Source organism: Mesorhizobium sp. WSM4810, assembly GCF_055811235.1.
Map to the genome: position 1 here is coordinate 69714 of NZ_JBVVQV010000006.1, position 25126 is coordinate 94839.

The following is a 25126-nucleotide window of genomic DNA, read 5'->3' on the forward strand; positions in this document are numbered from 1 at the left end:
CGATTTCGATTTTCGGAAGGACCATGCGCAAAATCAAAGTGCTACAGCGTCATTTGCGCATCCAAAAGGACGCGCGGCGCCGTAGGCTCGGTCGGCGCGCATCCTAGCCAGACCGGTCGGGGGAGCAAGGGAGAAAACGCAAATTCGCGGGCTTATGTCTGACAAGTCGCTCGTCAGATCGCCTTGAGCGCAAGGTGCCACGGAGGGAATTTCTGAGATAGCCGAGCGTGGCATCGAAACCAACCGGCCCGCCGAACAGGAATCGTTGCTGCCGGCGCAGCCGAACTGGGCAAGGCGCTCCGCCTGCGCCTCAGCTACGCCCAGCAGGCAATCCTCAAAATGTCGCGATTGGCAGATGACCGGGGAGGTTGTAAGGGCAAGCAGCCCATCCGATCCGCCGGAGATCCGCCATGCCTCTGAAAATCGCTGTCCAGATGGACCACATCTCCACCGTCTCGATTGCCGGCGACACGTCGTTTGCGCTGTCGCTGGAAGCGCAGCGACGCGGCCACCAGTTGTTCCATTATACGCCCGACCGGCTGTCGCTGCGCGACGGCAAGGTGTTTGCCGGCGTCGAGGAAATGCAGGTCCGCGACGAGAAGGGCAATCACTATTCGCTCGGCGAGAAAGTGCGCACCGACCTGTCGGAGATGGACGTCGTCCTGCTCAGGCAGGACCCGCCTTTCGACATGAACTACATCACCACGACGCATATCCTCGAGCGCATCCATCCCAGGACGCTGGTGGTCAACGACCCGGCCTGGGTACGCAACAGCCCGGAAAAGATCTTCGTCACCGAGTTCCCCGACCTGATGCCGGAAACGCTGATCACCAAGGACAGCCAGGAGGTTGCCGCCTTCCGCAGGGAGTTCGGCGACATCATCGTCAAGCCGCTCTACGGCAATGGCGGCGCCGGCATCTTCCACCTGCATGAGGCCGATCGCAACCTCGCCTCGCTGCTCGAAATGTTCGGCCAGATGTTCCGCGAGCCCTACATCGTGCAGCGCTATCTGAAGGAGGTGCGAGCCGGCGACAAGCGCATCATCCTGATCGACGGCGAGCCGGTCGGCGCCATCAACCGGGTGCCGGCCGAGCATGATTCGCGCTCCAACATGCATGTCGGCGGCCGCGCCGAAAAAACCGAACTGACGGAGCGCGAACGCGAGATCTGCGCCCGCATCGGCCCGTCGCTGAAAGAGCGCGGCTTCATCCTCGTCGGCATCGACGTGATCGGCGACTACATGACCGAGATCAACGTGACGTCGCCGACCGGCGTGCGCGAGGTAAAACGCTTCGGCGGCGCCGATATCGCCAGCCTGTTCTGGGATGCGGTTGAGGACAAGCGCAAGTAGCACCCATGCTTGCCGGAACAGCGGTTTCCGATCCGTAGCCGATGCGACGCCATCAAGGCACCACGTTCGATTGTTCCCGTAATGTTCTTGCCTTTGCCCAAAATCTGTGGTTGTCTCAGAAGACGCCGTTCGCGGCATGATCGCATGGGCTTCGGGCGGGCCCATGTCCGGGGGCAGAAAAGATGGTTGCGCGGGTCCGTACGGTCGCTTTCCAGGGCATCGAGGCCGTGCCGGTCGACGTGCAGGTGATGATCGCGCCCGGCAAGGTCAACATGCACATCGTCGGCCTCGGCGACAAGGCGGTGGCCGAAAGCCGGGAGCGGGTGCAGGCGGCGCTGCACGCATCGGGCCTGTCGATGCCGTCGAAGAAGGTCACCGTCAATCTGGCGCCCGCCGACCTGCCCAAGGAAGGCAGCCATTACGATTTGCCGATCGCGCTTGGCCTGATGGCGGCGCTTGGCGCCATTCCAGGCGACATGCTGGCCGGTTATGTCGTGCTTGGCGAGCTGTCGCTCGACGGCACCATCGCCGCCGTGGCCGGCGCGCTGCCGGCGGCGATCGGCGCCAATGCCGAAGGCAAGGGCCTGATCTGCCCTTTCGCCTGCGGCCCGGAAGCGGCTTGGGCCGGCAAGGATTTCGACATTCTGGCGCCGCGCAGCCTGATCGCCATCGCCAATCATTTTCGCGGCACGCAGGTGCTGTCGCGGCCGGAGGCCGGCATCCATGCCTCGGCGCGCGACCTGCCGGATCTTGCCGACATCAAGGGCCAGGAGACCGCCAAGCGGGCACTCGAAGTGGCGGCGGCCGGCGGCCATAACATGCTGATGATCGGTCCGCCAGGATCGGGAAAATCGATGCTGGCGCAGCGGCTGCCGTCGATCCTGCCGCCGCTGGCGCCGCGGGAATTGCTCGAAGTCTCGATGATCGCCTCGGTGGCAGGCGAGCTTGGCGAAGGCAAGCTGACCGACCGGCGGCCGTTCCGCGCGCCGCACCATTCGGCCTCGATGGCGGCGCTGGTCGGCGGCGGCCTGCGCGTGCGGCCGGGCGAGGCCTCGCTGGCCCATCACGGCGTGCTGTTCCTCGACGAGTTTCCCGAATTCTCGCCGCAGGCGCTAGATGCGCTGCGCCAGCCGCTGGAGACCGGCGACTGCATGATCGCCCGCGCCAATCATCGCGTCACCTATCCGGCGCGCATCCAGCTGGTCGCGGCGATGAACCCGTGCCGCTGCGGCATGGCCGGCGAGCCGGGCTATCGCTGCCTGCGCGGCGACCGCTGCCGCACCGACTACCAGGCGCGCATATCAGGCCCGCTGCTCGACCGCATCGATCTCCGGATCGAGGTGCCGGCGGTCTCGGCCAGCGATCTGATCCGGCCGGACCGGGCGGAGAAAAGTGCCGATGTGGCGCTGCGCGTGGCCCGCGCGCGGACAACCCAGCGCGAACGTTTCGAGCGGCTCGGCGCGACCTCCGTCACCACCAACGCGCACTGCTCCCCCTCTGTCATCGAGGAGATCGCGATGCCGGATGCATCAGGCTTGTCGCTGCTCAGGGATGCCAGTGAAAAGCTCGGCTTTTCGGCGCGGGCCTATCACCGGGTGCTGAAGGTGGCGCGGACATTGGCCGATCTCGAGGCCAGCGAGACTGTCGGCCGCATCCATCTGGCCGAGGCGATTTCGTACCGCATGAGTTCGGAGCGAATGGCGCAGGCGGCGTGACACGTTCCCCCCCTTGAGGGTCCCTTGAGGGAGGGTGACCGGCCCGGCCCGCCGCGGCAGCTACTTAACCGGGATCATGAGATGTGCGTAGGGAGTGCCCGCCCACATCACATATGGCCTGGACGTGTCAGGTTTGGGGTCAGCCGGATAGCCCTGCATCATATCCATTGCGTTGACGATCATCACGTGCGGTCCAGTCTCCACCCAATTGTTGCCTTCCTCGGGCTTCGTCGCATAAGGATCGGTGTTGCTGCCATCGGTGCCGCCGGCCAGCATATACATGAAGCCGACCTTGCCCTTGGGCGGTTCCTTTTTTCCAATCCACGCCATCGCCCATTCCATCGCGTTGGCATCGCCACACATTGGATCCGGGCCAGGTGTGGCCGGGTTGTCCGGCATGCACCAGAAGCCGTTTGTGCCCTCGCGCAGTGTGCGCATTGCACCCTTCTCATCCATGGCGTGGATCGCAGCGCCGCTTGATACAGCGGGGGGTGCGGCGGATTCAGCGCTCTTGATCATCGCAGCGTCATCGGCGGCTGCGCCTTGCATCGCAACCAAACTGCCCGCCGCCACAAGGGCAGCGACCGTCAGAAGCCGTGTCATGGCCGTTCTCCGGTTTTGAGTTCTTGTGCATGAAGTCGGACCCACGGCCTCCCAGAGCCGTTTGTCGGTGGTTAAATCGTAGCAGATCGCGTGCACCGGGACAACGATGTTTAGCAATTGCTAATATCCGTCGGGTTATACTAGAACTCTGTGCGCGCTATCGAGGGTCTTTCCTTTGCCTTCAGCTCCAACCGCCGCGCGTGCAGCACCGGCTCGGTGTAGCCGTTGGGCTGGACCCGGCCCTTGAAGACGAGGTCGCAGGCGGCGAGGAAGGCAATCGACTTGTCGAAGTCAGGGGCCATCGGCCGGTAGAGCGGATCGCCTGCGTTCTGGCGGTCGACGACGCCGGCCATGCGCTTCATCGTCTCCATCACCTGGTCTGAGGTGCACACGCCGTGATGCAGCCAGTTGGCGATGTGCTGCGAGGAGATGCGCAGCGTCGCGCGGTCCTCCATCAGGCCTATGTCATTGATGTCAGGCACTTTCGAGCAGCCGACGCCCTGGTCGATCCAACGCACGACATAGCCCAGAATGCCTTGCGCGTTGTTGTCGAGCTCGTTCTGGACCTCCTCCGGCGACCAGTTCGGCCGCACCGCTACCGGCACCGACAAGATGTCGTCGAGCTTTGCCTTGGGGCGGCTCTTCAGCGCCGCCTGCACAGCGTCGACGTCGACCTTGTGGTAGTGGGTGGCGTGCAGCGTCGCCGCTGTCGGCGACGGCACCCAGGCGGTGTTGGCGCCGGCCCTGGGATGGGCGATCTTTTCCGCCAGCATCGCCGCCATCAGATCGGGCATCGCCCACATGCCCTTGCCGATCTGGGCGCGGCCGGCCAGCCCGCATTCCAGCCCGGTGTCGACGTTCCAGGCTTCGTAGGCGGCAATCCAGGCGGCCTGCTTCATGTCGCCCTTGCGGATCATCGGGCCGGCTTCCATCGAGGTGTGGATCTCGTCGCCGGTGCGGTCGAGGAAACCGGTGTTGATGAAGACGACGCGATCCTTGGCGGCGCGGATCGCCTCCTTGAGGTTGACGGTGGTGCGCCGCTCCTCGTCCATAATGCCCATCTTGATGGTGTTTTTCGCCATGCCGAGCAGCGCCTCGACACGGTCGAATATCTCGACGGCGAAGGCGACTTCCTCCGGCCCGTGCATCTTGGGCTTTACGACATACATCGAGCCCGCGCGGGAATTGGCGCGTCGTCCGTTCGGGCCGACATCGTGCAGCGCGATCAGCGCCGTCATCGCCGCATCCATTATGCCTTCCGGCACTTCGTTGCTGTCGCGAACTGTAATCGCCGGATTGGTCATGAGGTGGCCGACGTTGCGGATCAGCATCAGCGAGCGGCCAGGCAGGGACAGCGCGCCACCATCAGGCGCGGTGTACGACCGGTCGGGATTGAGTTTACGCGTAAACGTGCTGCCGGCCTTGGTGATCTCCTCGGCAAGGTCGCCCTTCATCAGGCCGAGCCAGTTGCGGTAGACCAAAACCTTGTCCTGCGCATCGACCGCCGCGACCGAATCCTCGCAGTCCTGGATGGTCGTCAGCGCCGATTCCAGCACGACATCGGCAATGCCGGCCGGATCGGTCTTGCCGATCTGGTTGCTGCGGTCGATCACAATCTCGATATGCAGGCCATTGCGGGTGAGCAGGACGGCTTCGGGATTATCGGCGTCGCCGCGATAGCCGGCAAACTGTTTGGGATCGGCGAGCGTGGTGGCGCCGGCGCCCTCGCCCAGCCGCAGCATGCCGTTGGCCACGGCAAGCCCGTTCACCCCTGCCCATTTGCCGGTCGTCAGCGGGACCGATTCGTCGAGAAAACCCTTCGCCCAGGCAATGACCCTGGCGCCGCGCACGGGATTGAACCTGGCGCCCCTCTCGGCGCCGTCGGTCTCGGGAACGGCATCGGTGCCGTAGAGCGCATCATAGAGCGAGCCCCAGCGCGCATTGGCGGCATTCAGCGCGTAACGCGCGTTCATCACCGGCACTACCAATTGCGGCCCTGCAACCACCGAGATCTCGGGGTCGACATTGTCCGTCGCGACGGAGAAGGACGGCCCTTCCGGCGCGAGATAGCCGATTTCCCTCAGGAAATCCTTGTAGGCTTCCATGTCGGCGGGCGCGCCATTGTCGCGATACCACTGGTCGATCTGGCCCTGCAGCGCGTCGCGTTTTGCGAGCAGAGCCCGGTTCCTCGGCGCCAAATCATGCACAATGGCCGAGAAGCCGGTCCAGAAGGCGTCGGCTGCAATGCCGGTGGCCCGCAGCGCCTCGTTCACGACGAAATCATAAAGCTCGCGGGCAATCCGCAATCCGGCGATTTCGACGTGATCGGTCATCGGGGCTTCTCCAGACGAAAGGCTTTGGCCGGGCCTTTGACATGTCAAGGTGGCAGGGTCAATTCAGCTTAGGGTGAAGGGGACGCATTTTGCAGCCGTCTCTCCCCTTGAGGGGGAGATGGCCGGCAGGCCAGTGGGGGTCGCCGCGCGTGGAGCGCGACCCCTTTTTGCACCAAATCGCGTCGCGCTTCATGCGCGGCTACCCCCTCTGTCGCCTTAGGCGACATCTCCCCCTCGAGGGAGGAGATTACCCGCCCTACACCGCGATCCTTGGCCTGCCCGACGCCACCGCCACCACATGCGCCTCGATAAACATGCGCTGGCCCTCGACGGTCGAGACGCGGAATTCGCTGGCGATCTCGATTTCGGCGCTGTCGGTGCCGGCGTCCCTGGCCCGCCCGGCGGCAATGGCGCGGACATCGGTTTCCGCTGCCGCGATCGCCGCCGCCTCGTCATTGAAGTCGCGCACGCTTTCGCCTGAGGCGACGCGAAACAGCCCTTCCTGGGGCTGGCTGACGCGCGCCTCCGCCGAAACCCTGACCTGGCCGACGACGGCGCCGAGCGCATTGGCGACATCGGTATCTTCGGGCACCACGCAGTCATGGCCGACCAGCGGTGGCAGCCCGGCATAATGCAGCGGCGCCGAGGCGCCGAGGCCGATGACCGGGCGGTCGAGCGCGACGCTCAGCCGTGCGATGCCGGGATGGGAATCGACGGCGCGCTGGACCAGCGCGTGCGCCACGGTCGCCGCGCCATCCAGCCCGTCCTCGGCAAAGGCGGTTTCGAGGATGACTTCCGCCGACAGCCGGGTCAGTGTGGTCAGCACCCGTTCCGAGATCGCCTCCGGCGTGGCGGCGATCGCCTGTCCGCGGCCGTCGCGCTTGCGGGCGAACAGCTCGGCACCGAGCCGAGCCGTGGCGGCATCCCAGTTGGCCTGCTTGCCCAGCACATGGGCGGCGTCCGACGGCGTAAAGCCGGCGACATGCACCAGCCCGCGCGACACCAACCGGTTCAAGGTGGCGTTCTGAGCATTTGATGTCAAAAGCCGGTCGACGGCGAGCGGGGTCGCGCCGATCAGCTCATAAAGCTTGGCCTCGGCGCCGGTCAGGCCGGCAGCCAGCCGCTCCGGCACGCCGGTCCTGACCGCCAGCCGGCCATCCATGCGGCTGGGGTTGGCCGCGCGGATCTGGCGTTCCAGTTCGACGGTCACCGCTTCGCCATGCATCATGCCGGCCAGCGCCAGCGGCACCAGGCGGCGCGGCCCGAGCAGGATTCTTGGGTTGAGCGCGCCGTCCTCCAGCGTCACTTCGGAATCGCCGCCGAGCCCAAAGGTGCGCATGGCGACCGCCTCGACCATGGTGCGGAAGCCGCCGACGGTGGCGCCTTCCGGGTCAAGCCTGGGACGGCCCCGGTCGAGCACGGCAACGTCGGTGGTGGTGCCGCCGATGTCGGAGACGACTGCATTGTCGAGGCCGGTCATGTGGCGAGCGCCGACAAGGCTGGCGGCCGGGCCTGAAAGAATCGTCTCGATCGGCCGCTGGCGGGCGAAGGCGGCGGAAACCAGCGCGCCGTCGCCGCGCACCACCATCAGCGGGGCGGCGATGCCGCGCGCGGCAAGAAAGCCCTCGGTCGCCGCCACCAGCCGGTCGATCATCGAGATCAGCCTGGCGTTGAGCAGCGTCGTCAGCGCCCGGCGCGGGCCGCCGAGCTTGGCCGAAAGCTCGTGGCTGGCGGTGACCGGCAGGCCTGTTATGCCGCGGATCAGGTTCCGCGCGCTTAGCTCATGCGCCGGGTTGCGAGTGGCGAAATAGGCGCAGACGGCAAAGCCGGACACCGAGGCGCCGAGTTCCGGCAGCGCTGCCTCCAGCCCGGACAGATCGAGTTTTGCCGCATTGCCGTGGACATCGTGGCCGCCCGGGCAGAACACCACAGGGTCGGTGCCGAGCGCGGTCTTCAGCCCGTCGCGGGCAAGGTCGCCCTCGGAAAAGCCGATCATCACCAGCGCGACGCGGCCGCCCTGACCCTCGACCAGCGCGTTGGTGGCAAGCGTCGTCGACATCGACACCAGTTTTATTGCTGCCGGATCGGTGGCGGCTTTTTGCAGCACCGCATCGACCGCGCCCGAAATGCCGACCGCCAGATCGTGACGGGTGGTCAGCGCCTTGGCCTTGGCCAGAACCTTTCCGTTAGCGCCACCGGCTTCCGACCACAGCACGGCATCGGTATAGGTGCCGCCGGTGTCGATGCCGAGGAACAGGGGGGAGGATTTGGCGGTCATTGGCGGATCCGGGATTTTGCTCCCCGCCCTTAGCCGATACGCGCCGGCGGATAAAGCCGCGAGCGCTGGGCCACGAAGCCTGATCCCCCTCAGCTACGCGCGGACGGCTTCTCAATCGCCCATCTTCAGCGCCTGGATAAACGCCTCCTGCGGGATGTCGACCTTGCCGAACTGGCGCATCCGCTTCTTGCCCTCTTTCTGCTTGTCGAGCAGCTTGCGCTTGCGCGAGACGTCGCCGCCGTAGCATTTGGCCGTGACGTCCTTGCGCAGGGCCGAGATCGTCTCGCGGGCGATGACCTTGCCGCCGATTGCCGCCTGGATCGGGATCTTGAACAGATGGTTCGGGATAAGTTCCTTCAGCTTCTCGCACATCAGGCGGCCGCGCTTTTCTGCCGCCGTGCGGTGGACCAGCATCGATAGCGCGTCGACCGGCTCCTCGTTGACCAGGATCGACATTTTCACCAAATCGCCCTCGCGATAGTCGGTCAAATGATAGTCGAAGGAGGCGTAGCCCTTAGAGATCGACTTCAGCCGGTCGTAGAAGTCGAAGACGACCTCGTTGAGCGGCAGATCGTAGGTCAGCATGGCGCGCTTGCCGACATAGGACAGGTCGGCCTGGATGCCGCGCCGGTCCTGGCAGAGCTTTAGGATGCCGCCGAGATACTCGTCCGGCGTGAGGATGGTGGCGCGGATCCACGGCTCCTCGATGGCCGATATCTTGACCACGTCGGGCATGTCGGCGGGGTTGTGCAATTCCTTGGTCGTGCCGTCGTTCAAAAGCAGCCGGTAGACGACCGACGGCGCCGTGGCGATGAGGTCTAGGTTGAACTCGCGCTCCAGCCGCTCCTGGATGATTTCCAGATGCAGCAGGCCGAGGAAGCCGCAGCGATAGCCGAAACCGAGCGCGGCACTGGTTTCCATTTCAAAGGAGAAAGAAGCGTCGTTGAGGCGCAGCTTGCCGACTGCGGCGCGCAGATCCTCGAAATCGGCGGCATCGACCGGGAATAGGCCGCAAAACACCACCGGCTGCGCCGGCTTGAAGCCGGGCAGGGCCTGTGCAGTCTGGCGCTTGTCCTCGGTGATGGTGTCGCCGACGCGGGTATCGGCGACTTCCTTGATCGAGCCGGTGAAGAAGCCGAACTCGCCGGGGCCGAGCTCGTCTACATTGATGCGGGCCGGCGTGAAGACGCCGGTGCGCTCGACCAGGTACTTGGCGCCGGTGCCCATCATGCGAATGGTCTGGCCCTTCTTCAGCACGCCGTCGATGATGCGGACCAGCACGATGACGCCGAGATAGGCGTCGTACCAGCTGTCGACCAACATCGCCTTGAGCGGGGCAGCAATGTCGCCCTCGCGCGGCGGCGGCAAATCGTTGACGATCGCCTCCAGCACATCGGGAATCCCGAGGCCGGTCTTGGCCGAGATCAGCACGGCGTTGGAGGCATCGATGCCGATCACCTCCTCGACCTGCTCGCGGATGCGCTCGGGCTCGGCGGCCGGCAGGTCGACCTTGTTCAGCACCACGACGATCTCGTGGTTGTTGTCGATGGCCTGATAGACATTGGCCAATGTCTGCGCCTCGACGCCTTGCGAGGCATCGACGACCAGCAGCGAGCCCTCGCAGGCGGCCAGCGACCGCGACACTTCATAGGCGAAGTCGACATGGCCGGGCGTGTCGATCAGATTGAGGATATAATCCTCGCCATTGCTGGCGTGGTATTTCAGCCGCACCGTCTGCGCCTTGATGGTAATGCCGCGCTCGCGCTCGATATCCATCGAGTCCAGCACCTGCTCCTTCATGTCGCGCAGCTCCAGCCCGCCGGTCAGCTGGATCAGCCGGTCGGCAAGCGTGGATTTGCCATGGTCGATATGCGCGACGATGGAGAAATTGCGGATGTTCTTGATCGGCGTGGTCATGTCGGGCGCTTTAGCAGGGGCAGCTTGCCCGGGCAAGCGGCCGGGCGCCGCATGAGCCGCCGGCGATCGCAGCGTCGTTAAACTTTGCTCCATCAGATTAGGGCATAATTCGCGGCATGTTCCGAGAGCGGCTCCTTAGCGCCGATACTCGCCATCATGCTTATCCCGATGTGTGCCGCTCTGGGCCTCTCGGTCGACTATAACGCGGCCATTGCGACCAAGGGCTCGATGCAGAATGGGCTCGATGCCGCGACCCAGGCGATCACCACGCTGCCGACCAGCACGTCATTGGCGGAACGTCAGGTGAAACTGCAGGAGTCGTTTGCGGCCAATAGCGGGCAAGGCACCGCCAAGCTCGACGGCTTCGTCGTCGCCGCCGACGGCACCGCCAGCATCAATGCTTCGGCCAGCTTTGCCATGCCGACGAACTTCATGCAGATCGCCCGCGTCGACACCGTGCAGATCGGCGTCGCTTCGGCGGTGCGCAAGAGGCCGGCGCTGGTGCAGACCACGTTCAAGGTCCAAAAGGTGTCGGGCCATTGGAACAAGACGGTGTCGCTCTACGGCACGAAATTTATCGAGACGGCGGTCAACCCGTTGATGAAGATCACCTATGTCTACAACAACTTTGGTGATCCGAAAGGCTACGGCACGTCGACGGTCTATACGGTCAATGGAGCGACGGAGACGAAGGTCCAGGAACAAAAATGCACGACCAAAACGGTGCAGAATTTCAACAACCTGCCAACCGGGGCGATCACACAGGTTAGCGGCAACAAGAAATACCTGACCACCTGCACCAACACCATGTACCCGGCGAACGGCGCCGGCGCGGTGATCGATGTTAGCCTCATGGATTCACTGTTTCTGCAGATGGATGTGCCGGATGCCGCAAGAGCAAATCCGCCCAAGCCACCCGTGCTCAGATCCAACGATTCGGCGACATCGAACCGGCTGTACATCGACGGCGTCGAGATCGCGAACGGCGAGAAGGTGGACATCTTCACCGCGGTGCCGTGCGGCCAATCCAGCCAGCAGGCCTGGGAGGACGGCGGAAATCCCGTCCCGGCTCCGGTGTCCAACGCCGACTTCTTCTACACCGTGGTCGGGAAATGCGACTTCAATCAACGGCCTTCGCAAACAGTGCTTACCCAGTAGCTGGACGGGAAACGGCGCAACGCTCGACCTTGTCGAAGCAAAGCATTCATAACGCCGCCTGCCACCGGGCGGCGTTTTTATTTGTGGGCCAATTCGAGGAGGGGCGGAGGGGGGAGATCACGAAGCGGTGATGGCTGTAACGAAGGCCCAGGCGGCGGCGAAGAGCTGATGTGATCGCCATTCCGGCGCGCCACCAACTCTGGGAGACCATCATGACCGCCTTCACCCGCCTGACCTTGCCGGCACTTGCCTTCGCGCTTTGCTCGACCGCGCTTTTTGCCGGCGGCATTGCCCGCGCCGATGCGATGAAGCCGGCCAATGCGATGGCGACCAATGCCATGAAGCCGGCGACCGACGCGATGAAGCCCGCGGATCCGATGGCGGTCGAAAAGCTGAAGGGCTGCATGGACAAGGCTGCCATGGAAACCGACGCGATGAAGAAGGACGAGGCGACCAAGACCTGCGACGCAATGGGCACGGCCAAGTAGGCCACGTCCGGAACGGTGTCGGGCCAGCCGACGCACACGCCCGCACGGCAATGTGAAACCGCGACGAACCTAACTGTCGTATAGTCGAAAACCTCATGCAGGAGAGATCAGAGATGGCCGGCATTGAAAGAACCGCCGCGAAACGATTGACCAACGTCGCCTGGGGCGCGCTTGCGGCGCTGATGCTCGCGGCGGCTGGCGCCGCCTTGTGGCAGACGCCGGCGATCTCGGCCGAGGCGGCGGTGGTGATCCCGCCACCGGCGATGGACGAAAAACCCGCCGCCGGCACCGCCAGGGCGATCTTCGCCGGCGGCTGCTTCTGGGGCGTGCAAGGCGTGTTCCAGCACGTCAAGGGCGTGACCAGCGCCGTCTCCGGCTATGCCGGCGGCGACAAGGACACCGCCGTCTACGAGACGGTCGGCACCGGCCGGACCGGGCATGCCGAGGTTGTCGAGATCATCTACGAGCCGTCCAAAGTCAGTTACGGCCAGCTGCTGCAGGTGTATTTCTCGGTCGCGCACAACCCGACGCAGCTGAACTACCAGGGTCCGGACCGCGGCCCGCAATACCGTTCGACGATCTTTGCCGAAAGCGACGCGCAGAAGAAGATGGCCGAGAGCTATATCGCCCAGCTCGACAAGGCCAACGTGTTTCCGGAGCCGATCGTGACCACGCTGGAGACGGGGAAAAAATTCTATCCGGCCGAGGACTACCACCAGGACTTTTTGACGCTGAACCCGACCTATCCCTACATCGTCTACAACGACCTGCCCAAGGTCGAGAATTTGAAGACGCTGTTTCCAGACCTCTACAGGGACAAGCCGGTGCTGGTGCTGGCCGGCAACAAGAGCTGATCTTTTGCCAGTGTGTACTTGGTGCGTCCTAATGGACGCATGTCGGCGTCGGGTGTGGTGAGGTACTAGGTCAGGCCGCGCCGAAAATGGTGGATTCCGAGAACCGGAACGGAGCGTACTTACGGTTACGCGAGTAGCGCCGGTTGCAGGCCGGCTGAATATCAACACAGCTTATTGCACGCCCAGAAACTGCCGGAGCTCCGGCGTCCTGGGATTGGAAAAAACGTCCTCGGGGGCGCCGATCTCATGGACGCGGCCCTGATGCATGAAGACGACGCGCGAGCAGACGTCGCGGGCAAAGCGCATCTCGTGGGTGACCATCACCAGCGTCATGCCTTCCGCCGCCAATTCCTTGACGACGGCCAGCACTTCGGCGACGAGCTCGGGATCGAGCGCCGAGGTGATCTCGTCGCATAGCAGCGCGATGGGCTGCATGGCGAGCGCCCGGGCGATCGCCACGCGCTGCTGCTGGCCGCCGGACAATTCGTCCGGCAACGCATCGAACTTGTGGGCGAGACCGACGCGGTCGAGCATTTTTCGCGCGACCGCCTCGGCGTCCTTCTTCGGCGTCTTCTTCACCACCATCTGCGACAGCATGACATTGCCACCGGCGGTGAGATGCGGGAACAGGTTGAATTGCTGAAAAATCATGCCGACCTTCAGGCGCAGCGCCTTGAGATGCACCTCGTCGGGCAGGAACTGGGCGCCGGCGACGACGATCGAGCCTTCATCGATGGTCTCCAGCCCGTTGATGCAGCGCAGCAGCGTCGACTTGCCCGAACCGCTCTTGCCGATGATGGCGACGACCTCGCCCGGCGCGACGTCGATGGAAATCCCCTTCAGCACCTCGTTGTCGCCGAAGCGCTTCTTCACCTCAGTGATTGCGATGAGCGACATTGAGCTTCCTTTCCAGGAGCTGGCTGGATTTCGACAGCGGCCAGCACAAAGCAAAATAGATGAGCGCGACCAGGCCATAGACGGTGAACGGCTGGAACGTCGCGTTGGTGACGATCGAACCGGCCTTCGACAGTTCGACGAAGCCGATGATCGAGGTGAGCGCGGTGCCCTTCACCACCTGCACCGAGAAGCCGACGGTCGGCGGCACCGCCACTTTCAGTGCCTGCGGCAGGATGACGTAGCGCATCTGCTGGAGATAACCCATGCCGAGGCTGGCTGACGCCTCCCATTGGCCCTTGGCAATGCTCTCGACGCAGCCACGCCAGATTTCGGCGAGGAAGGCTGCGGTCCACAGGATGAGCGCGACACAGGCGGCAAGCCAGGCGGGAACGTCGATGCCAAACAGGCCAAGCCCGAAGAAAGCCAGAAAGAGCTGCATCAGCAGCGGCGTGCCCTGAAACAGCTGGATGTAGCCGCGTGACAGAAACTGCATCCCACGCCGGCCGCCGATGCGCAAGAAAAGCAGGGCCGCGCCGACGATGCCGCCACCGATGAAGGAGACCAGCGAGAGGACAACGGTCCAGCGGGCGGCCAGAAGCAGGTTGCGCAGGATGTCCCAGAAGCTGAACTCGGTCATGGCGCCTGTCTCATCGCGACGCCTTCCTCGGGAACAGCATCCCGCCCAGGCCGGCCAGCAGCTGGCGCAGCAGGATGGCGAGCGCCAGGTAGATCAAGGTGGAGACGATGTAGGTTTCGAAGGCCCTGAAATTGCGCGACTGGATAAAATTGGCGGCGAAGGTCAGGTCCTCAGCGGCAATCTGCGAAACGACGGCCGAACCCAGCATGACGATGACGATCTGCGACGACAGCGCAGGCCAGATGCGCTGCAGCGCCGGGACCAGAACCACGTGCCAGAAGGTCTGGAACGGGGTCATGGCGAGGCTGGCGCCGGCCTCGAACTGGCCGCGCGGCGTGGCCTGGATGCCGGCGCGGATGATCTCGCAGCTGTAAGCGCCGAGGTTGACGATCATGGCGAGGTTGGCGGCGGTCAGTTCCGACATCCTGATGCCAAGCGACGGCAGGCCGAAGAAGATGAAGAACAGCTGGATGAGGAAGGGCGTGTTGCGGATCAGCTCGACATAGGTCGCAACGACGGGTTTTAGCCATTTCGGCCCCAGCGCCCGCACCCAGGCGCAGGCAATGCCCAATGCCACGCCGAACACCGCGCCGATCAGGATAAGCTGCACGGTGATCCGGATGCCCTTGAGCAGCACCGGCAGAGATCCGATCAGCCAGCTGAAATCGAACTGATAGGTCATGGCTTGCTATCCGACCTCCCACACGCGGCGGGCGGCGATCACAGCTCAGCCGGCAGGTCCACCTTCAGCCATTTTTGCGAAATCGCGTTGAGGGCGCCATCGGACCTGGCGGCGGCGATGATCCCGTTGATCTTGGCCATCAACGCCGGCTGCTCCTTGTTCATGCCGATGTAGCAAGGCGAGTTCTTGATCAGGAACTTGAGCTCCGGCCGCTTGGGCGGGTTCTTTTCGAGGATGGCGGCGGCGACGACATTCCCGGTCGCGATCACCTCGACCTGGCCCGAAAGGAAAGCCGAAATAGTGCCGTTATTGTCCTCGTAGCGCTTGATCTCGACGCTCGCGGGCACAACCTTGGTCAGTTCGAGATCTTCGATCGCGCCGCGGGTGACGCCAACGGTCTTGCCGGCGAGGTCTTCCGCTTTTGCGACGGCGACGTCTGCCGGAGCGAACACGCCGTTGTAGAACGGAGCATAGGCTTCGGAAAAGTCGATGACCTTCTCGCGATCGGGATTCTTGCCGAGGCTGGAAATGACCAGGTCGACTTTGTTGGTCTGGAGATAGGGAATGCGGTTGGCGCTGGTGACCGGGACGATCTCGACCTTGGCGCCGAGCTTTTCGCCAATCAGATTGGCGATGTCGACGTCGTAGCCTTGCGGCGTCATGTCGGCGCCGACACTGCCGAAGGGCGGGAAATCCTGTGGAACGGCGATGCGGACGGTGCCGCGCGCCGCGATGTCGCTCAAGGCGTCGGCCCGCGCCTGCGGAGACGAAGCCATGGCCATTCCAACGGCGGCGGCGAAGGCCAGCATGCAGACATTGCGACGGTTCATTATCTTTCCCTTTGACTGGACAAAACCAATTGGTTGCCAGGGCAAAGCAACAGACATGCCAAACCATCGAAATCGCTGCGAATCGGACTTTCCCGGCGGGATTGGCAAGGTGGGATTGGCAAGGCAGTCTTCACGAGCCGCTGCCGCCCGAGCAATCGACTGCCTAAATATTGTGCAGTTCGGCGGTTTGCCAGTCAGTCGTAGGTCAGATCCGTCGCCTTGCCGCCGAAGACGCGGTAGGCATAAAACGAATAGAAAATGATGATCGGCAGCACCACCACCGTGCCGGCCAGGATGATGGCGAGGCTTTCCGGCGCGGACGCCGCCTGCCAGATGGTCAGCCTGTCGGGCACGACGAAGGGATAGAACGACCAGGCGAGGCCGGCAAAGCCCAGCGTGAAGATGGCGGCCAGCGTCAGGAACGGCGTCAGCGCATGGCGGTCGCCGGCCTTGGGCAGATGGAAGGTCTGCCGCCACAGCCATGCGAACAGCACCGCCGACAGGACCGGCAGCGGCGACAAATAGAGCATGGCCGGCCAGACGAACCATTTGTCGAAGATGCGCGGACTGGCGAGCGGCGTGGCCAGCGACACGGCGACCATGCCGAGCGCGGTCAGCACCAGCGCCCGGCGCAGCCATAGCACCGCCTTCTTCTGCAATTCGCCTTCCGTCTTGTAGATGACCCAGGCCGCGCCCATCGCCGCATAGGCGGCGGCAAGGCAGAGCGCCACCAGCGCGCCGAAGGCCATGCCGCCGGGGCCGACATCAAGGCCCAGCACATAGATCCCCAGCATGTAGCCCTGCGCCAGCGAAGCGATGACCGAGCCCAGGAAGAAGATGCGGTTCCAGCGATGCTTGTGACCGGCCGGCACCTTGGCCCGGAAATCGAAGGCAACGCCGCGCAGGATCAGGCCGACAAGGAGCAGGAAGACCGGAATGTAGAGCGCGGTGAGGATGGTGCCGTGCGCCAGCGGGAAGGCGACCAGCAGCAGGCCGACGGCCAGCACCAGCCAGGTCTCGTTGGCGTCCCAGAACGGGCCTATTGCCGCGATCATCGTGTCCTGCTCGGCGTCCTCGGCCGCTGCGAACAGGATGCCGATACCGAGATCAAAGCCGTCGAGGATGACGTAGATCAGGATGGCAAGGCCCATCAGGCCGGCGAAGATGAGGGGGAGCAATGTCGGCCAGTCGAGGGTCATCGCCGTTCTCCTATTTCGCCGCCGGCTGCGACAGCGGAGCGTCGAGAACGCCCGGCAGCGGCGAGGCATCGCCGTCCTTCGCCGCCTTCAGCGCCAGATAGACCAGCACGCCGAGATAGGCGATCAGAAGCAGCGCATAGAGGATGAGATAGACCGCGAGCGACAGCGCGACCTGGCTGCCGGCGACCGGGCCGACGGCATCGACAGTTTTCAGCACGCCGGTGACCAGCCACGGTTGGCGGCCGATCTCGGTGGTGTACCAGCCGGCCAGTGTCGCCAGCCAGCCGGACAGCGCCATCGGCACCATCACCAGCGCCAGCGGTCTCGGCAGGCTGTGCCGGCGCTTGAGGAAAAAGGCGGCCGACCAGGAGACGACGAGCATCAGGACGCCGGTGCCGACCATGATGCGAAAAGCCCAGAACACCGGGAACACCGGCGGGTGGTTGCCGGCATAGTCGTTCAGCCCCGGCACGACACCGCTGGCGCTGTGCGTGAGGATGAGGCTGGCGCCATCGGGGATGGTGATCTCGTATTTGTTCTCCCTTGCCGCCTCGTCGGGAAGCGCGAAAAGGACCAGCGGCACGTTGGGGCCGGTGTTCCAGTTGGCCTCCATGGCGGCGACCTTCTGCGGCTGATGCTCGAGCGTGTTGAGGCCATGCTGGTCGCCGGCGAAGATTTGGATGGGGATCAGGACCGCCGCGGTGAAGACACCGGTGCGCAAGGCTTTCCACATCGATTCCGAACGGTCGCCATAGAGATAGCGCAGCGCCGACAGGCCGGCGATCAGGAACGAAACCGTCAGGCCGGAGGCAAGCAGCATGTGGACGAGCCGGTAGGGCATGGACGGGTTGAAGACGATCGCCCACCAGTCGGTAGCGTGGGCTACGCCGTCGCGCATCTCGAAGCCGACCGGCGTCTGCATCCATGAATTGAGCGCGATGATCCAGAAGGCGGACAGGGTGGTGCCGCCGGCCACCAGCACGGTTGCCAGCGTGTGAATGCGGTTGGAAACGCGGCGGAAGCCGAACAGCATGATGCCGAGGAACGCCGCCTCGAGGAAGAAGGCGGTGAGTATCTCATAGGCGAGCAGCGGGCCGGCGATGTTGCCGACGATTTCCATGTAGCCCGGCCAGTTGGTGCCGAACTGGAAGCTCATGGTGACGCCCGAAACCACGCCCATGGCAAAGGACAGCGCGAACACCTTCACCCAGGTGAAATAGGCGCGCATCCAGGCGGTATCGCCGGTGGCGTTGTAGCGAAGCTTGAAGAACAGCAGCATCCAGCCAAGCGCGATGGTGATAGCCGGAAACAGGATATGGAACGAGATGTTGGCGCCGAACTGGATGCGCGAAAGGATGAGCGGGTCCATGGCGGGCTCCGGCTGCTGCTATGTCAGGGAAGATAGGCCGGATGCGCCAGGCGGTCAAAGCGGCGTGGCGTCACGCGAGGCGGAACGCCGCAGGACCGCGCAGCGGTGGATGCGCCGATGTCCAGAATGTCAGGAGTGCCATTGACTTCCGGCCGCGCGCACCGACATTCAGCGGACTAAAATCAACAGACCTCCTTTCAAGCAGCCGTTTTTCAACCATGCCATCGATCATTTCCATTTCCGGGGTCACCAAGACCTACGCCACCGGTTTCAAAGCGCTGAAGGAGATCAACCTCGATATCGAGCGCGGCGAGATTTTTGCGCTGCTCGGGCCGAACGGCGCCGGCAAGACGACGCTGATCTCGATCGTCTGCGGTATCGTCAACCGCTCGTCGGGCACGGTCAGCGTCGACGGCCACGACATCAGCCGGGATTATCGCGCCGCACGCAGCCTCATCGGGCTGGTGCCGCAGGAACTGACCATCGACGCGTTCGAGAGCGTGTGGGCGACGGTCAACTACAGCCGCGGCCTGTTCGGCAAGCCGGCCAATCACGCCTTTGTCGAGAAAGTGCTGCGCGACCTGTCGTTGTGGGACAAGAAGGACGCCAAGGCGATCACCCTGTCCGGCGGCATGAAGCGGCGGCTGATGATCGCCAAGGCGCTGTCGCACGAACCGAGGGTGCTGTTCCTCGACGAGCCGACAGCCGGCGTCGACGTCGAGCTGCGTCAGGACATGTGGGCGATGGTGCGCCGGCTGCGCGAGGATGGCGTCACCATCATCCTGACCACGCACTATATCGAGGAGGCCGAGGCGATGGCCGACCGCGTCGGCGTCATCAATCGCGGTGAGATCGTGCTGGTTGAGGACAAGGTGCAACTGATGCGCACACTCGGCCGCAAACGGCTGTTGCTGGAATTGCGCAGCCCGCTCGCCACCATACCCGAGAAATTGTCGCGCTACGCTTTGGAGCTTTCGCCGGACGGTGATCGACTGACTTACACCTATGACAACCAGAGCGAGCGGCCGGGCGTCGCCTCGCTGCTGCGCGACCTTGAGACGGCCGGCATCCAGTTCCGCGATATCGACACGCAAAACAGCTCGCTCGAGGAGATCTTCGTCAACCTGGTGAGGAAGGGCGCATGAACCCGCGAGCAGTCTGGGCGATCTACAAGATGGAGATGGCGCGCGCCTTTCGGACCGTGCTGCAGAGCATCGTCTCGCCGGTCATCTCGACATCCCTCTATTTCGTCGTCTTCGGCTCGGCCATCGGCTCGCGCATCACCGAGATCGACGGCATCAGCTACGGCGCCTTTATCGTGCCGGGGCTGATCATGCTGTCGCTGCTGACGCAGTCGATCTCCAACGCCTCCTTCGCCATCTATTTCCCGAAATTCGTCGGCTCGATCTACGAGCTGCTGTCGGCGCCGGTGTCCTATCTGGAGATCATCATCGCTTATGTCGGGGGTGCGGCGACCAAGTCGATCATACTCGGCCTGATCATCCTGGGGACCGCGTCGCTGTTCGTGCCGCTGACCATCGAGCATCCGTTCTGGATGCTCTCCTTCCTGGTGCTGACGTCGGTGACCTTCAGCCTGTTCGGGTTCATCATCGGCATCTGGGCGAAGAGCTTCGAGCAGCTGCAGCTGGTGCCGCTGCTGATCATCACGCCGCTTACCTTCCTTGGCGGCAGCTTCTATTCGATCGACATGCTGCCCGGCACCTGGCGCACGGTGACGCTGTTCAACCCTGTCCTTTATCTGGTCAGCGGCTTTCGCTGGAGTTTCTACGGCAAGTCCGACGTCTCGATCGGCATCAGCCTCGGCATGACCGTGGTTTTCCTGCTTATCTGCATAGCGATCGTCGCGTGGATTTTCAGGACCGGCTACCGGCTGCGGAACTGACTGAACGGCCTGCCCAGGCGACGCAGCGCCAGCATCCGAGCGATGTTCCCGACCCAAGACGACCAAATCTGGTGACGACGCTTGAAAGCGGCCGTGCGATGGCGGCGCTTGATTTCCATATAATGTTATATATCATGTTATCAATTGCCTGGCAGGTTGATTATGGAAGACGTCATAAGGTCCCTTGGCTTCCTGTGCCTGGGCAGCAGGCTGAAGCGTATTGGCGAGCAATTGCAGGCGGATACGCAGCGCCTGCTCGACTGCCTCGATGTGCCGGTTCAGTCGAGCCAATACCCGCTGCTGGCTGCGCTCGACAGGCTGGGCCCGCTGCCAGTCGGGGAACTGGCGCAATCCCTCGGGGTCGCGCAGCCAGGTGTAACGCGGAGCGTGTCGCTTCTGGCCGAATTGGGACTGGTCGAGGTCAGTCCATCGGATGATGACCAGCGGCGCAGGATTGTCTGCCTTACCCTGCACGGCCAGCGGCTGGCCGATATTGCAAAGCACGACGTCTGGCCGCGCATCGAGAATGCCGTCGCGGATCTGTGCGCGGATCTTTCTGGGCCGCTTCTTGATCAGCTGGCCGCCATCGAGGACGGCCTCGCCGCGGCGCCTCTCGACCGTCGTGTAAAGAAGCCGGAAGGTGCCGCGCAATGAAACACCTGCTTGACCGTCCCGTGTGGAGCGCGCTTCGGACGCGACACCACGCCTTCGCGCAAGGTGACGACCTCGCCATGCGGTATCGGCCCTCGATAGCTCCGTTCGCTGCCAGTGCCGCGGACGATGCGGAAAGCCTGCAGGCGCTCGGAAAACTTGTCTCCCCAGGCGAGAGTGCGATCCTGCTTCAGGTGGACGCCATTGCTCTGCCCGCGGAACTTTCGGCGACTTCGACCGCGCCCGGGGTTCAGATGATTGCCGAGCGGCCATTGCAGATGGTCTCCGACGAGCGCGTGCAACGTCTGACGCGGGACGATGCAGCTGAGATGCTCGCCTTGGCATTGGTGACCAAGCCCGGCCCATTCACGCTCGAAGCCTTGAGCCTCGGCGATTTTTGGGGTGTGAAGATCGAGGGCCGACTTGCGGCGATGGCCGGCGAACGCATGAAGCAACCCGGCTATACCGAACTTAGCGGGGTGTGCTCACATCCGGAATTTCGAGGCGGTGGCCTGGGCAGGCTGCTGTCGCTGTTCGTGGCAAACCGGATAGCGGCGCGCGGCGAAGTTCCCTATCTCCACGCCTATGCCAGCAACACCACGGCCATAGGATTATACGAGTCCATTGGCTTCAGGTTGAGAAGCATGATGAACGTGGCCGTGGTTCAGCGCGCAGAATGAGCCCATCAGGCGCATTCCCGCGCATCAGGAAAAGGAAGGATTTCGTATCGACGAAATCCTTCCTTGGCGCTGCTAGCGCCTTGCGGCGATTCAGACCGCGATCTTGCCACCGCCCTGTTTGGTGATGGCGACGACCGACGGCCGCACCGGCATATCGGGCTTGAAGTCAGGCCAGCGGGTCGATAGGTCCTCATAGTAGGAGGGACGGCCAAAAGCCTCCCAGTCCTCGCCGACATCGGCCGGATGCTGGACCGCGACGAAGGCGGTCTGGTCGTCGGGCGTGAACAGCGGGCCGCAGAGTTCGGCGCCGATCGGCACGCGGAAGAATAGCTTCGAGGTCGCCCGCGCCTCGCCTTCGGTGTCGACCGCCCACAGGCCATCGGTGCGGCCGGTCGCCTTCGGGCCCTGGCCATCGGTCGAGACCCAGAGCCGGCCGGCCGCATCGATGGCGCAATTGTCCGGCATGCCGAACCAGCCATTGGCGGTCGTTGCAGTCGAGAAAGTAGCGCCGACTTCGGCCACCGAGGGATCGCCGCATTTCAACATGATTTCCCACTTGCCCTTGGTGGCAGTAAAATCGCCACCGTCCTCGACAATCTCGACGATGTGGCCGAAGGCGTTTTCGGCGCGCGGGTTGGCGGCGTCGACCTGCTCCGTCTTGCGCTTCGAATTGTTGGTCAGCATGACGTAGACCTTGCCGGTCGTCGGGTGGGGCTGAATATCCTCGGGGCGGTCCATCTTGGTGGCGCCGAGAAGATCGGCGGCAAGCCTTGTCCCGATCAGCACGTCGGCCTGGCTGGCAAAGCCGTTCTCGGCGGTCAACGGACCCTGGCCGTGAACGAGCGGCAGCCATTCCAAGGTACCGTCCTCGGCGAATTTGGCGACGTAGAGCGTGCCGTCGTCGAGAAGATCCATGTTGGCGGCGCGGTCCTCGGCGTTGAACTTGCCGGCCGTGACGAATTTGTAGGCATAGTCGAAACGCTCGTCGTCACCTTGGTAGAACACCACACGGCCATCCTTGGCGACGATCGATTCAGCGCCCTCATGCTTGAAACGGCCCATGGCAGTGCGCTTCCGCGGCACCGAGGTCGGATCGTTGACGTCGACCTCAACGATCCAGCCGAAGCGATTCGGCTCGTTCGGCTCCTTGCCGATATCGAAGCGGGCGTAATGCGCAGCCCATTCATAGGAGCCGTCGGGAATCCCCAGGCGCTTGTAGTTGGCGGCTTCCTTGTGACCTTCCTGCAGCTCGCCCGAGAAATAGCCGTGTATGTTTTCCTCGGCCATGATGTAGGTGCCCCAGGGCGTGACGCCGCCGGCACAATTGTTGACGCTGCCGAAGACCTTCGTGCCGGTCGGATCGGCACTGGTCTTGACCCGGTCGTGGCCGGCGACGGGGCCGGACAGCGCCATCTCGGTGTTGGCGGTGATGCGGCGATTGAGCTTGCCGTCGCGCACCACCTGCCATTTGCCTGATACCTTGCGAATTTCGACGATGGTGCCGCCATGCGCGGCTATCTCGATATCGACCTGTTCCTTGCTCAGTGGGGCCTGCTTGGCCTCGCCATCGACGATGCTGACAAGGCCCGGGAACATCAGATGCGGATTGGTGTACTCGTGGTTGACCACCAGCAGGCCGTGCTCGGCCGAGCCGTCTATCGGGAGATAGCCGACATAGTCGTTGTTGTAGCCAAACTGTCTTTCCTGGGCCTGCGCCGACTGTTTTGTCGGATCAAATTCCGGCGAATCGGCAAACAGCGGATCGCCCCAGCGCAACAGCACGTCGGCGTCGTAGCCGGCAGCGACATGGTGCTTGTCGTCGACGCCTGCCTCGACCTCGTCGAAACTGAAGACCGAGCCGCCGCCGGCGCGGGCATCGTCGGCGAGGATCAGCGCGAGCGGGCTGACGGTGGCGGCGATGGCGGTTGCCGCGAGCGATCCCTGCAGAAAACCACGGCGCGAGAATCGCGCGGCGATGATTTCGCCCATCGTCCGGTTGTCAGTGGGATTGGTTCCTGGCCCATCGTTTTCCTCGAGCAGGCTGGTGCGGAAATGGGCGTCGGGGCGATGTTCAGTCATGGGGGCGTGCCTCTGGCTCTTTGGGATGGCTGGAGCGTGTTGCTTGACTGACCGCGTATCGCCAGCAGATCACAGTTTGATGACGTTGCCGACCAATTTCCAGCCCGATTTCATGTCTTTGATCAGGCCGCTTGACCGCGACCGACGCTTCCGAAACAAGATCTGCGGCAGGCGCGCAAGCACGGCGTCAGGAGGAACAAAAAAGTGAGTTTCTGGGGACTAGGGCAGCTCGGCATTTCGACAGTGATCTTCCTGCTGGCGGCGACGGCGGCCAAGCAATGGGGGCTGGCGCCGAGCCTCGGCAAGATCGTTCTGACTCTGGCGCTCTATTCAGCGGGCAATCTGATCATGCTGAGGCTGATCCGTGAATTCGGCATGTCGGTGTCGTTCAGCCTGTCGGCGGTGATCCAACTGGTGTCGGTGAACGTGGTGGCACTGGTGTTCTTCGGCGAGCGCGTCAATTCGTTGCAGGCGACCGGCATCGTGCTCGCCGTCGCAGCGGTGGCGCTGATCACGCTCGGACCCTATCTGCAAAAACTGTAGTTGCGCATGACCCCGAAAATCGGAAACGATTTCGGAAAGGATCATGCGCCAAATAAAGTGCTACAGCGTCCTTTGCGCGTCCAAAAGGACGCGCGGCGCTGTAAGACGATTGGCCCGATGAAGAATACCGCAAACAAGCTGCTCAACTGGATCGAATTCCCGGTGCTTTTTTCCGGACTGGTCATCGCCGGCGGGCTGTGGGGGTTCGAGGAACTGATGGAGGTGGCGCGGGACACCACGCCGCACGCCTTCGACACGGAAATCATGCTCGCCTTCCGCGAAGCGGGCCAGCCCGACAATCCGATCGGACCGCCATGGCTGGAAGGGGCGATGCGCGACATTACCAGCCTCGGCAGCGCCATCGTGCTCGGGCTGATCACAGTGGCGGTGATCGTCTATCTGCTGCTGATCCACAAGCCGGGAGCAGCGTTTCTGGTCTTCGTCGCGGTGGCGGGCGGGCAGGCCCTGTCGAGCACGCTGAAGCTAGGAATCGATCGGCCGCGCCCCGACCTGGTCTCGCATCTCGCCGACGTGGCGACGCTTTCGTTTCCAAGCGGCCATGCGATGCTGTCGGCGGTGACATATTTGACGCTGGGCAGCATGGCGTCGCGTTTCCTGCCTGGGCGAACGACCAAGATCTATGTGCTGGCACTTGCCGTGCTGACAGCACTGCTCGTCGGCATCAGCCGCGTCTATCTCGGCGTTCATTGGCCATCGGACGTGCTGGCCGGCTGGTGCGCCGGCTTCGCCTGGGCGATGCTGTGCTGGCTGGTCGCATGGGCGTTCCAGCGATGGCGCGGGCAGACCACCGGCGCCTGAACCGCCCGTTCCGAACGACGCTGCGCCAATTCTCCTCTAAGTTGCGGCGGCTGGGGCGTGCTGGCCCAGCGGGCGCGCAGGCTCGCCTAGATGCAAACGGCCTGGTGTGCACATGTCTGACATGTGCATGATGATGCTT

The 25126-nt window shown here is 63.6% G+C and carries 22 protein-coding genes and 1 pseudogene; 11 read left to right on the plus strand and 12 right to left on the minus strand.

From position 1 onward, the window contains the following. Positions 1 to 410: 410 nt before the first annotated feature. A complete protein-coding gene (gshB, locus tag AC0L3O_RS11245) occupies positions 411 to 1352 on the plus strand; it encodes a glutathione synthase (RefSeq protein ID WP_473530458.1) in 942 nt (313 codons plus the stop codon). A 182-nt stretch (positions 1353 to 1534) separates the two neighbouring features. Then, positions 1535 to 3067, plus strand: coding sequence for a YifB family Mg chelatase-like AAA ATPase (locus AC0L3O_RS11250; protein WP_023801437.1), 1533 nt, complete (start codon positions 1535 to 1537; stop codon positions 3065 to 3067). 60 nt (positions 3068 to 3127) lie between these two features. Here the strand turns inward: AC0L3O_RS11250 and AC0L3O_RS11255 are convergent, their stop codons facing one another. The 4 genes from AC0L3O_RS11255 to lepA all read right to left on the minus strand — a co-directional run bounded on the left by AC0L3O_RS11255 (position 3128) and on the right by lepA (position 10198). Next, positions 3128 to 3670 carry a hypothetical protein gene (locus AC0L3O_RS11255; RefSeq protein WP_287068089.1) on the minus strand — a complete coding sequence of 181 codons (543 nt, stop codon included), beginning with the start codon at positions 3668 to 3670 and terminating at the stop codon, positions 3128 to 3130. A 140-nt stretch (positions 3671 to 3810) separates the two neighbouring features. After that, on the minus strand, positions 3811 to 6003 hold the full coding sequence (locus tag AC0L3O_RS11260) for a malate synthase G (RefSeq protein WP_473615594.1): 2193 nt from the start codon (positions 6001 to 6003) through the stop codon (positions 3811 to 3813). Positions 6004 to 6259: 256 nt separating this feature from the next. Then, entirely contained in the window at positions 6260 to 8281 is a 2022-nt protein-coding gene (locus AC0L3O_RS11265; RefSeq protein ID WP_473615595.1) for a hydantoinase/oxoprolinase N-terminal domain-containing protein, read from the minus strand. Between the two features lie 111 nt (positions 8282 to 8392). Next, on the minus strand, positions 8393 to 10198 hold the full coding sequence (gene lepA / locus AC0L3O_RS11270; protein ID WP_287206326.1) for a translation elongation factor 4: 1806 nt from the start codon (positions 10196 to 10198) through the stop codon (positions 8393 to 8395). 141 nt (positions 10199 to 10339) lie between these two features. On the opposite strand from lepA, the pseudogene AC0L3O_RS11275 reads away from it, so the two are divergent. The 3 genes and pseudogenes from AC0L3O_RS11275 to msrA form a co-directional block, all read left to right on the plus strand. Then, positions 10340 to 11356 (plus strand): annotated as a pseudogene (locus AC0L3O_RS11275) (TadE/TadG family type IV pilus assembly protein); the annotation flags it as partial. 212 nt (positions 11357 to 11568) lie between these two features. Beyond that, complete coding sequence (locus AC0L3O_RS11280) at positions 11569 to 11844, plus strand: hypothetical protein (RefSeq protein ID WP_473615596.1); 276 nt, start codon at positions 11569 to 11571, stop codon at positions 11842 to 11844. Positions 11845 to 11957: 113 nt separating this feature from the next. Continuing rightward, positions 11958 to 12698, plus strand: a complete 741-nt coding sequence (msrA, locus tag AC0L3O_RS11285; protein ID WP_473615597.1) for a peptide-methionine (S)-S-oxide reductase MsrA — start codon at positions 11958 to 11960, stop codon at positions 12696 to 12698. 171 nt (positions 12699 to 12869) lie between these two features. Here the strand turns inward: msrA and AC0L3O_RS11290 are convergent, their stop codons facing one another. The 7 genes from AC0L3O_RS11290 to AC0L3O_RS11320 form a co-directional block, all read right to left on the minus strand. Further along, a complete protein-coding gene (locus AC0L3O_RS11290) occupies positions 12870 to 13595 on the minus strand; it encodes an amino acid ABC transporter ATP-binding protein (RefSeq protein WP_027154711.1) in 726 nt (241 codons plus the stop codon). Next, on the minus strand, positions 13573 to 14232 hold the full coding sequence (locus AC0L3O_RS11295) for an amino acid ABC transporter permease (RefSeq protein WP_091591934.1): 660 nt from the start codon (positions 14230 to 14232) through the stop codon (positions 13573 to 13575). The genes AC0L3O_RS11290 and AC0L3O_RS11295 overlap by 23 nt, the downstream gene beginning before the upstream one ends. Positions 14233 to 14242: 10 nt before the next feature. After that, positions 14243 to 14914, minus strand: coding sequence for an amino acid ABC transporter permease (locus AC0L3O_RS11300; RefSeq protein ID WP_128169315.1), 672 nt, complete (start codon positions 14912 to 14914; stop codon positions 14243 to 14245). A gap of 38 nt (positions 14915 to 14952) precedes the next feature. Beyond that, positions 14953 to 15723, minus strand: a complete 771-nt coding sequence (locus tag AC0L3O_RS11305) for a transporter substrate-binding domain-containing protein (protein WP_128169341.1) — start codon at positions 15721 to 15723, stop codon at positions 14953 to 14955. A 215-nt stretch (positions 15724 to 15938) separates the two neighbouring features. Further along, complete coding sequence (locus tag AC0L3O_RS11310) at positions 15939 to 16943, minus strand: cytochrome d ubiquinol oxidase subunit II (RefSeq protein ID WP_287221480.1); 1005 nt, start codon at positions 16941 to 16943, stop codon at positions 15939 to 15941. A gap of 10 nt (positions 16944 to 16953) precedes the next feature. Next, entirely contained in the window at positions 16954 to 18312 is a 1359-nt protein-coding gene (locus AC0L3O_RS11315) for a cytochrome ubiquinol oxidase subunit I (protein ID WP_473615599.1), read from the minus strand. Between the two features lie 70 nt (positions 18313 to 18382). Continuing rightward, the gene (locus AC0L3O_RS11320; RefSeq protein ID WP_156941598.1) at positions 18383 to 18544 is read right to left on the minus strand and encodes a hypothetical protein; all 162 of its coding nucleotides are present in this window, start codon (positions 18542 to 18544) and stop codon (positions 18383 to 18385) included. On the opposite strand from AC0L3O_RS11320, the gene AC0L3O_RS11325 reads away from it, so the two are divergent. From AC0L3O_RS11325 to AC0L3O_RS11340, 4 genes are all read left to right on the plus strand, one after another. Continuing rightward, positions 18531 to 19457: an ABC transporter ATP-binding protein gene (locus AC0L3O_RS11325; RefSeq protein ID WP_023801419.1), complete on the plus strand. Its 927-nt coding sequence runs from the start codon at positions 18531 to 18533 to the stop codon at positions 19455 to 19457. The two genes, AC0L3O_RS11320 and AC0L3O_RS11325, sit on opposite strands and share 14 nt — an antisense overlap. Continuing rightward, a complete protein-coding gene (locus tag AC0L3O_RS11330; RefSeq protein ID WP_128245696.1) occupies positions 19454 to 20215 on the plus strand; it encodes an ABC transporter permease in 762 nt (253 codons plus the stop codon). The genes AC0L3O_RS11325 and AC0L3O_RS11330 overlap by 4 nt, the downstream gene beginning before the upstream one ends. A gap of 162 nt (positions 20216 to 20377) precedes the next feature. Beyond that, complete coding sequence (locus AC0L3O_RS11335) at positions 20378 to 20869, plus strand: MarR family winged helix-turn-helix transcriptional regulator (RefSeq protein ID WP_473534732.1); 492 nt, start codon at positions 20378 to 20380, stop codon at positions 20867 to 20869. Beyond that, positions 20866 to 21546 (plus strand): GNAT family N-acetyltransferase, encoded by a 681-nt coding sequence (locus tag AC0L3O_RS11340; protein WP_023801416.1) that lies wholly within the window; start codon positions 20866 to 20868, stop codon positions 21544 to 21546. Before AC0L3O_RS11335 ends, AC0L3O_RS11340 begins: the two co-directional genes overlap by 4 nt. A 90-nt stretch (positions 21547 to 21636) precedes the next feature. On the opposite strand, the gene AC0L3O_RS11345 is transcribed toward AC0L3O_RS11340, so the two are convergent. Next, the gene (locus AC0L3O_RS11345) at positions 21637 to 23625 is read right to left on the minus strand and encodes a PhoX family protein (RefSeq protein ID WP_473615600.1); all 1989 of its coding nucleotides are present in this window, start codon (positions 23623 to 23625) and stop codon (positions 21637 to 21639) included. Between the two features lie 204 nt (positions 23626 to 23829). On the opposite strand from AC0L3O_RS11345, the gene AC0L3O_RS11350 reads away from it, so the two are divergent. Beyond that, positions 23830 to 24168, plus strand: a complete 339-nt coding sequence (locus AC0L3O_RS11350; RefSeq protein WP_027154722.1) for a hypothetical protein — start codon at positions 23830 to 23832, stop codon at positions 24166 to 24168. Positions 24169 to 24285: 117 nt separating this feature from the next. Further along, the gene (locus AC0L3O_RS11355; RefSeq protein WP_287225164.1) at positions 24286 to 24987 is read left to right on the plus strand and encodes a phosphatase PAP2 family protein; all 702 of its coding nucleotides are present in this window, start codon (positions 24286 to 24288) and stop codon (positions 24985 to 24987) included. The last annotated feature ends 139 nt before the right edge of the window (positions 24988 to 25126 follow it).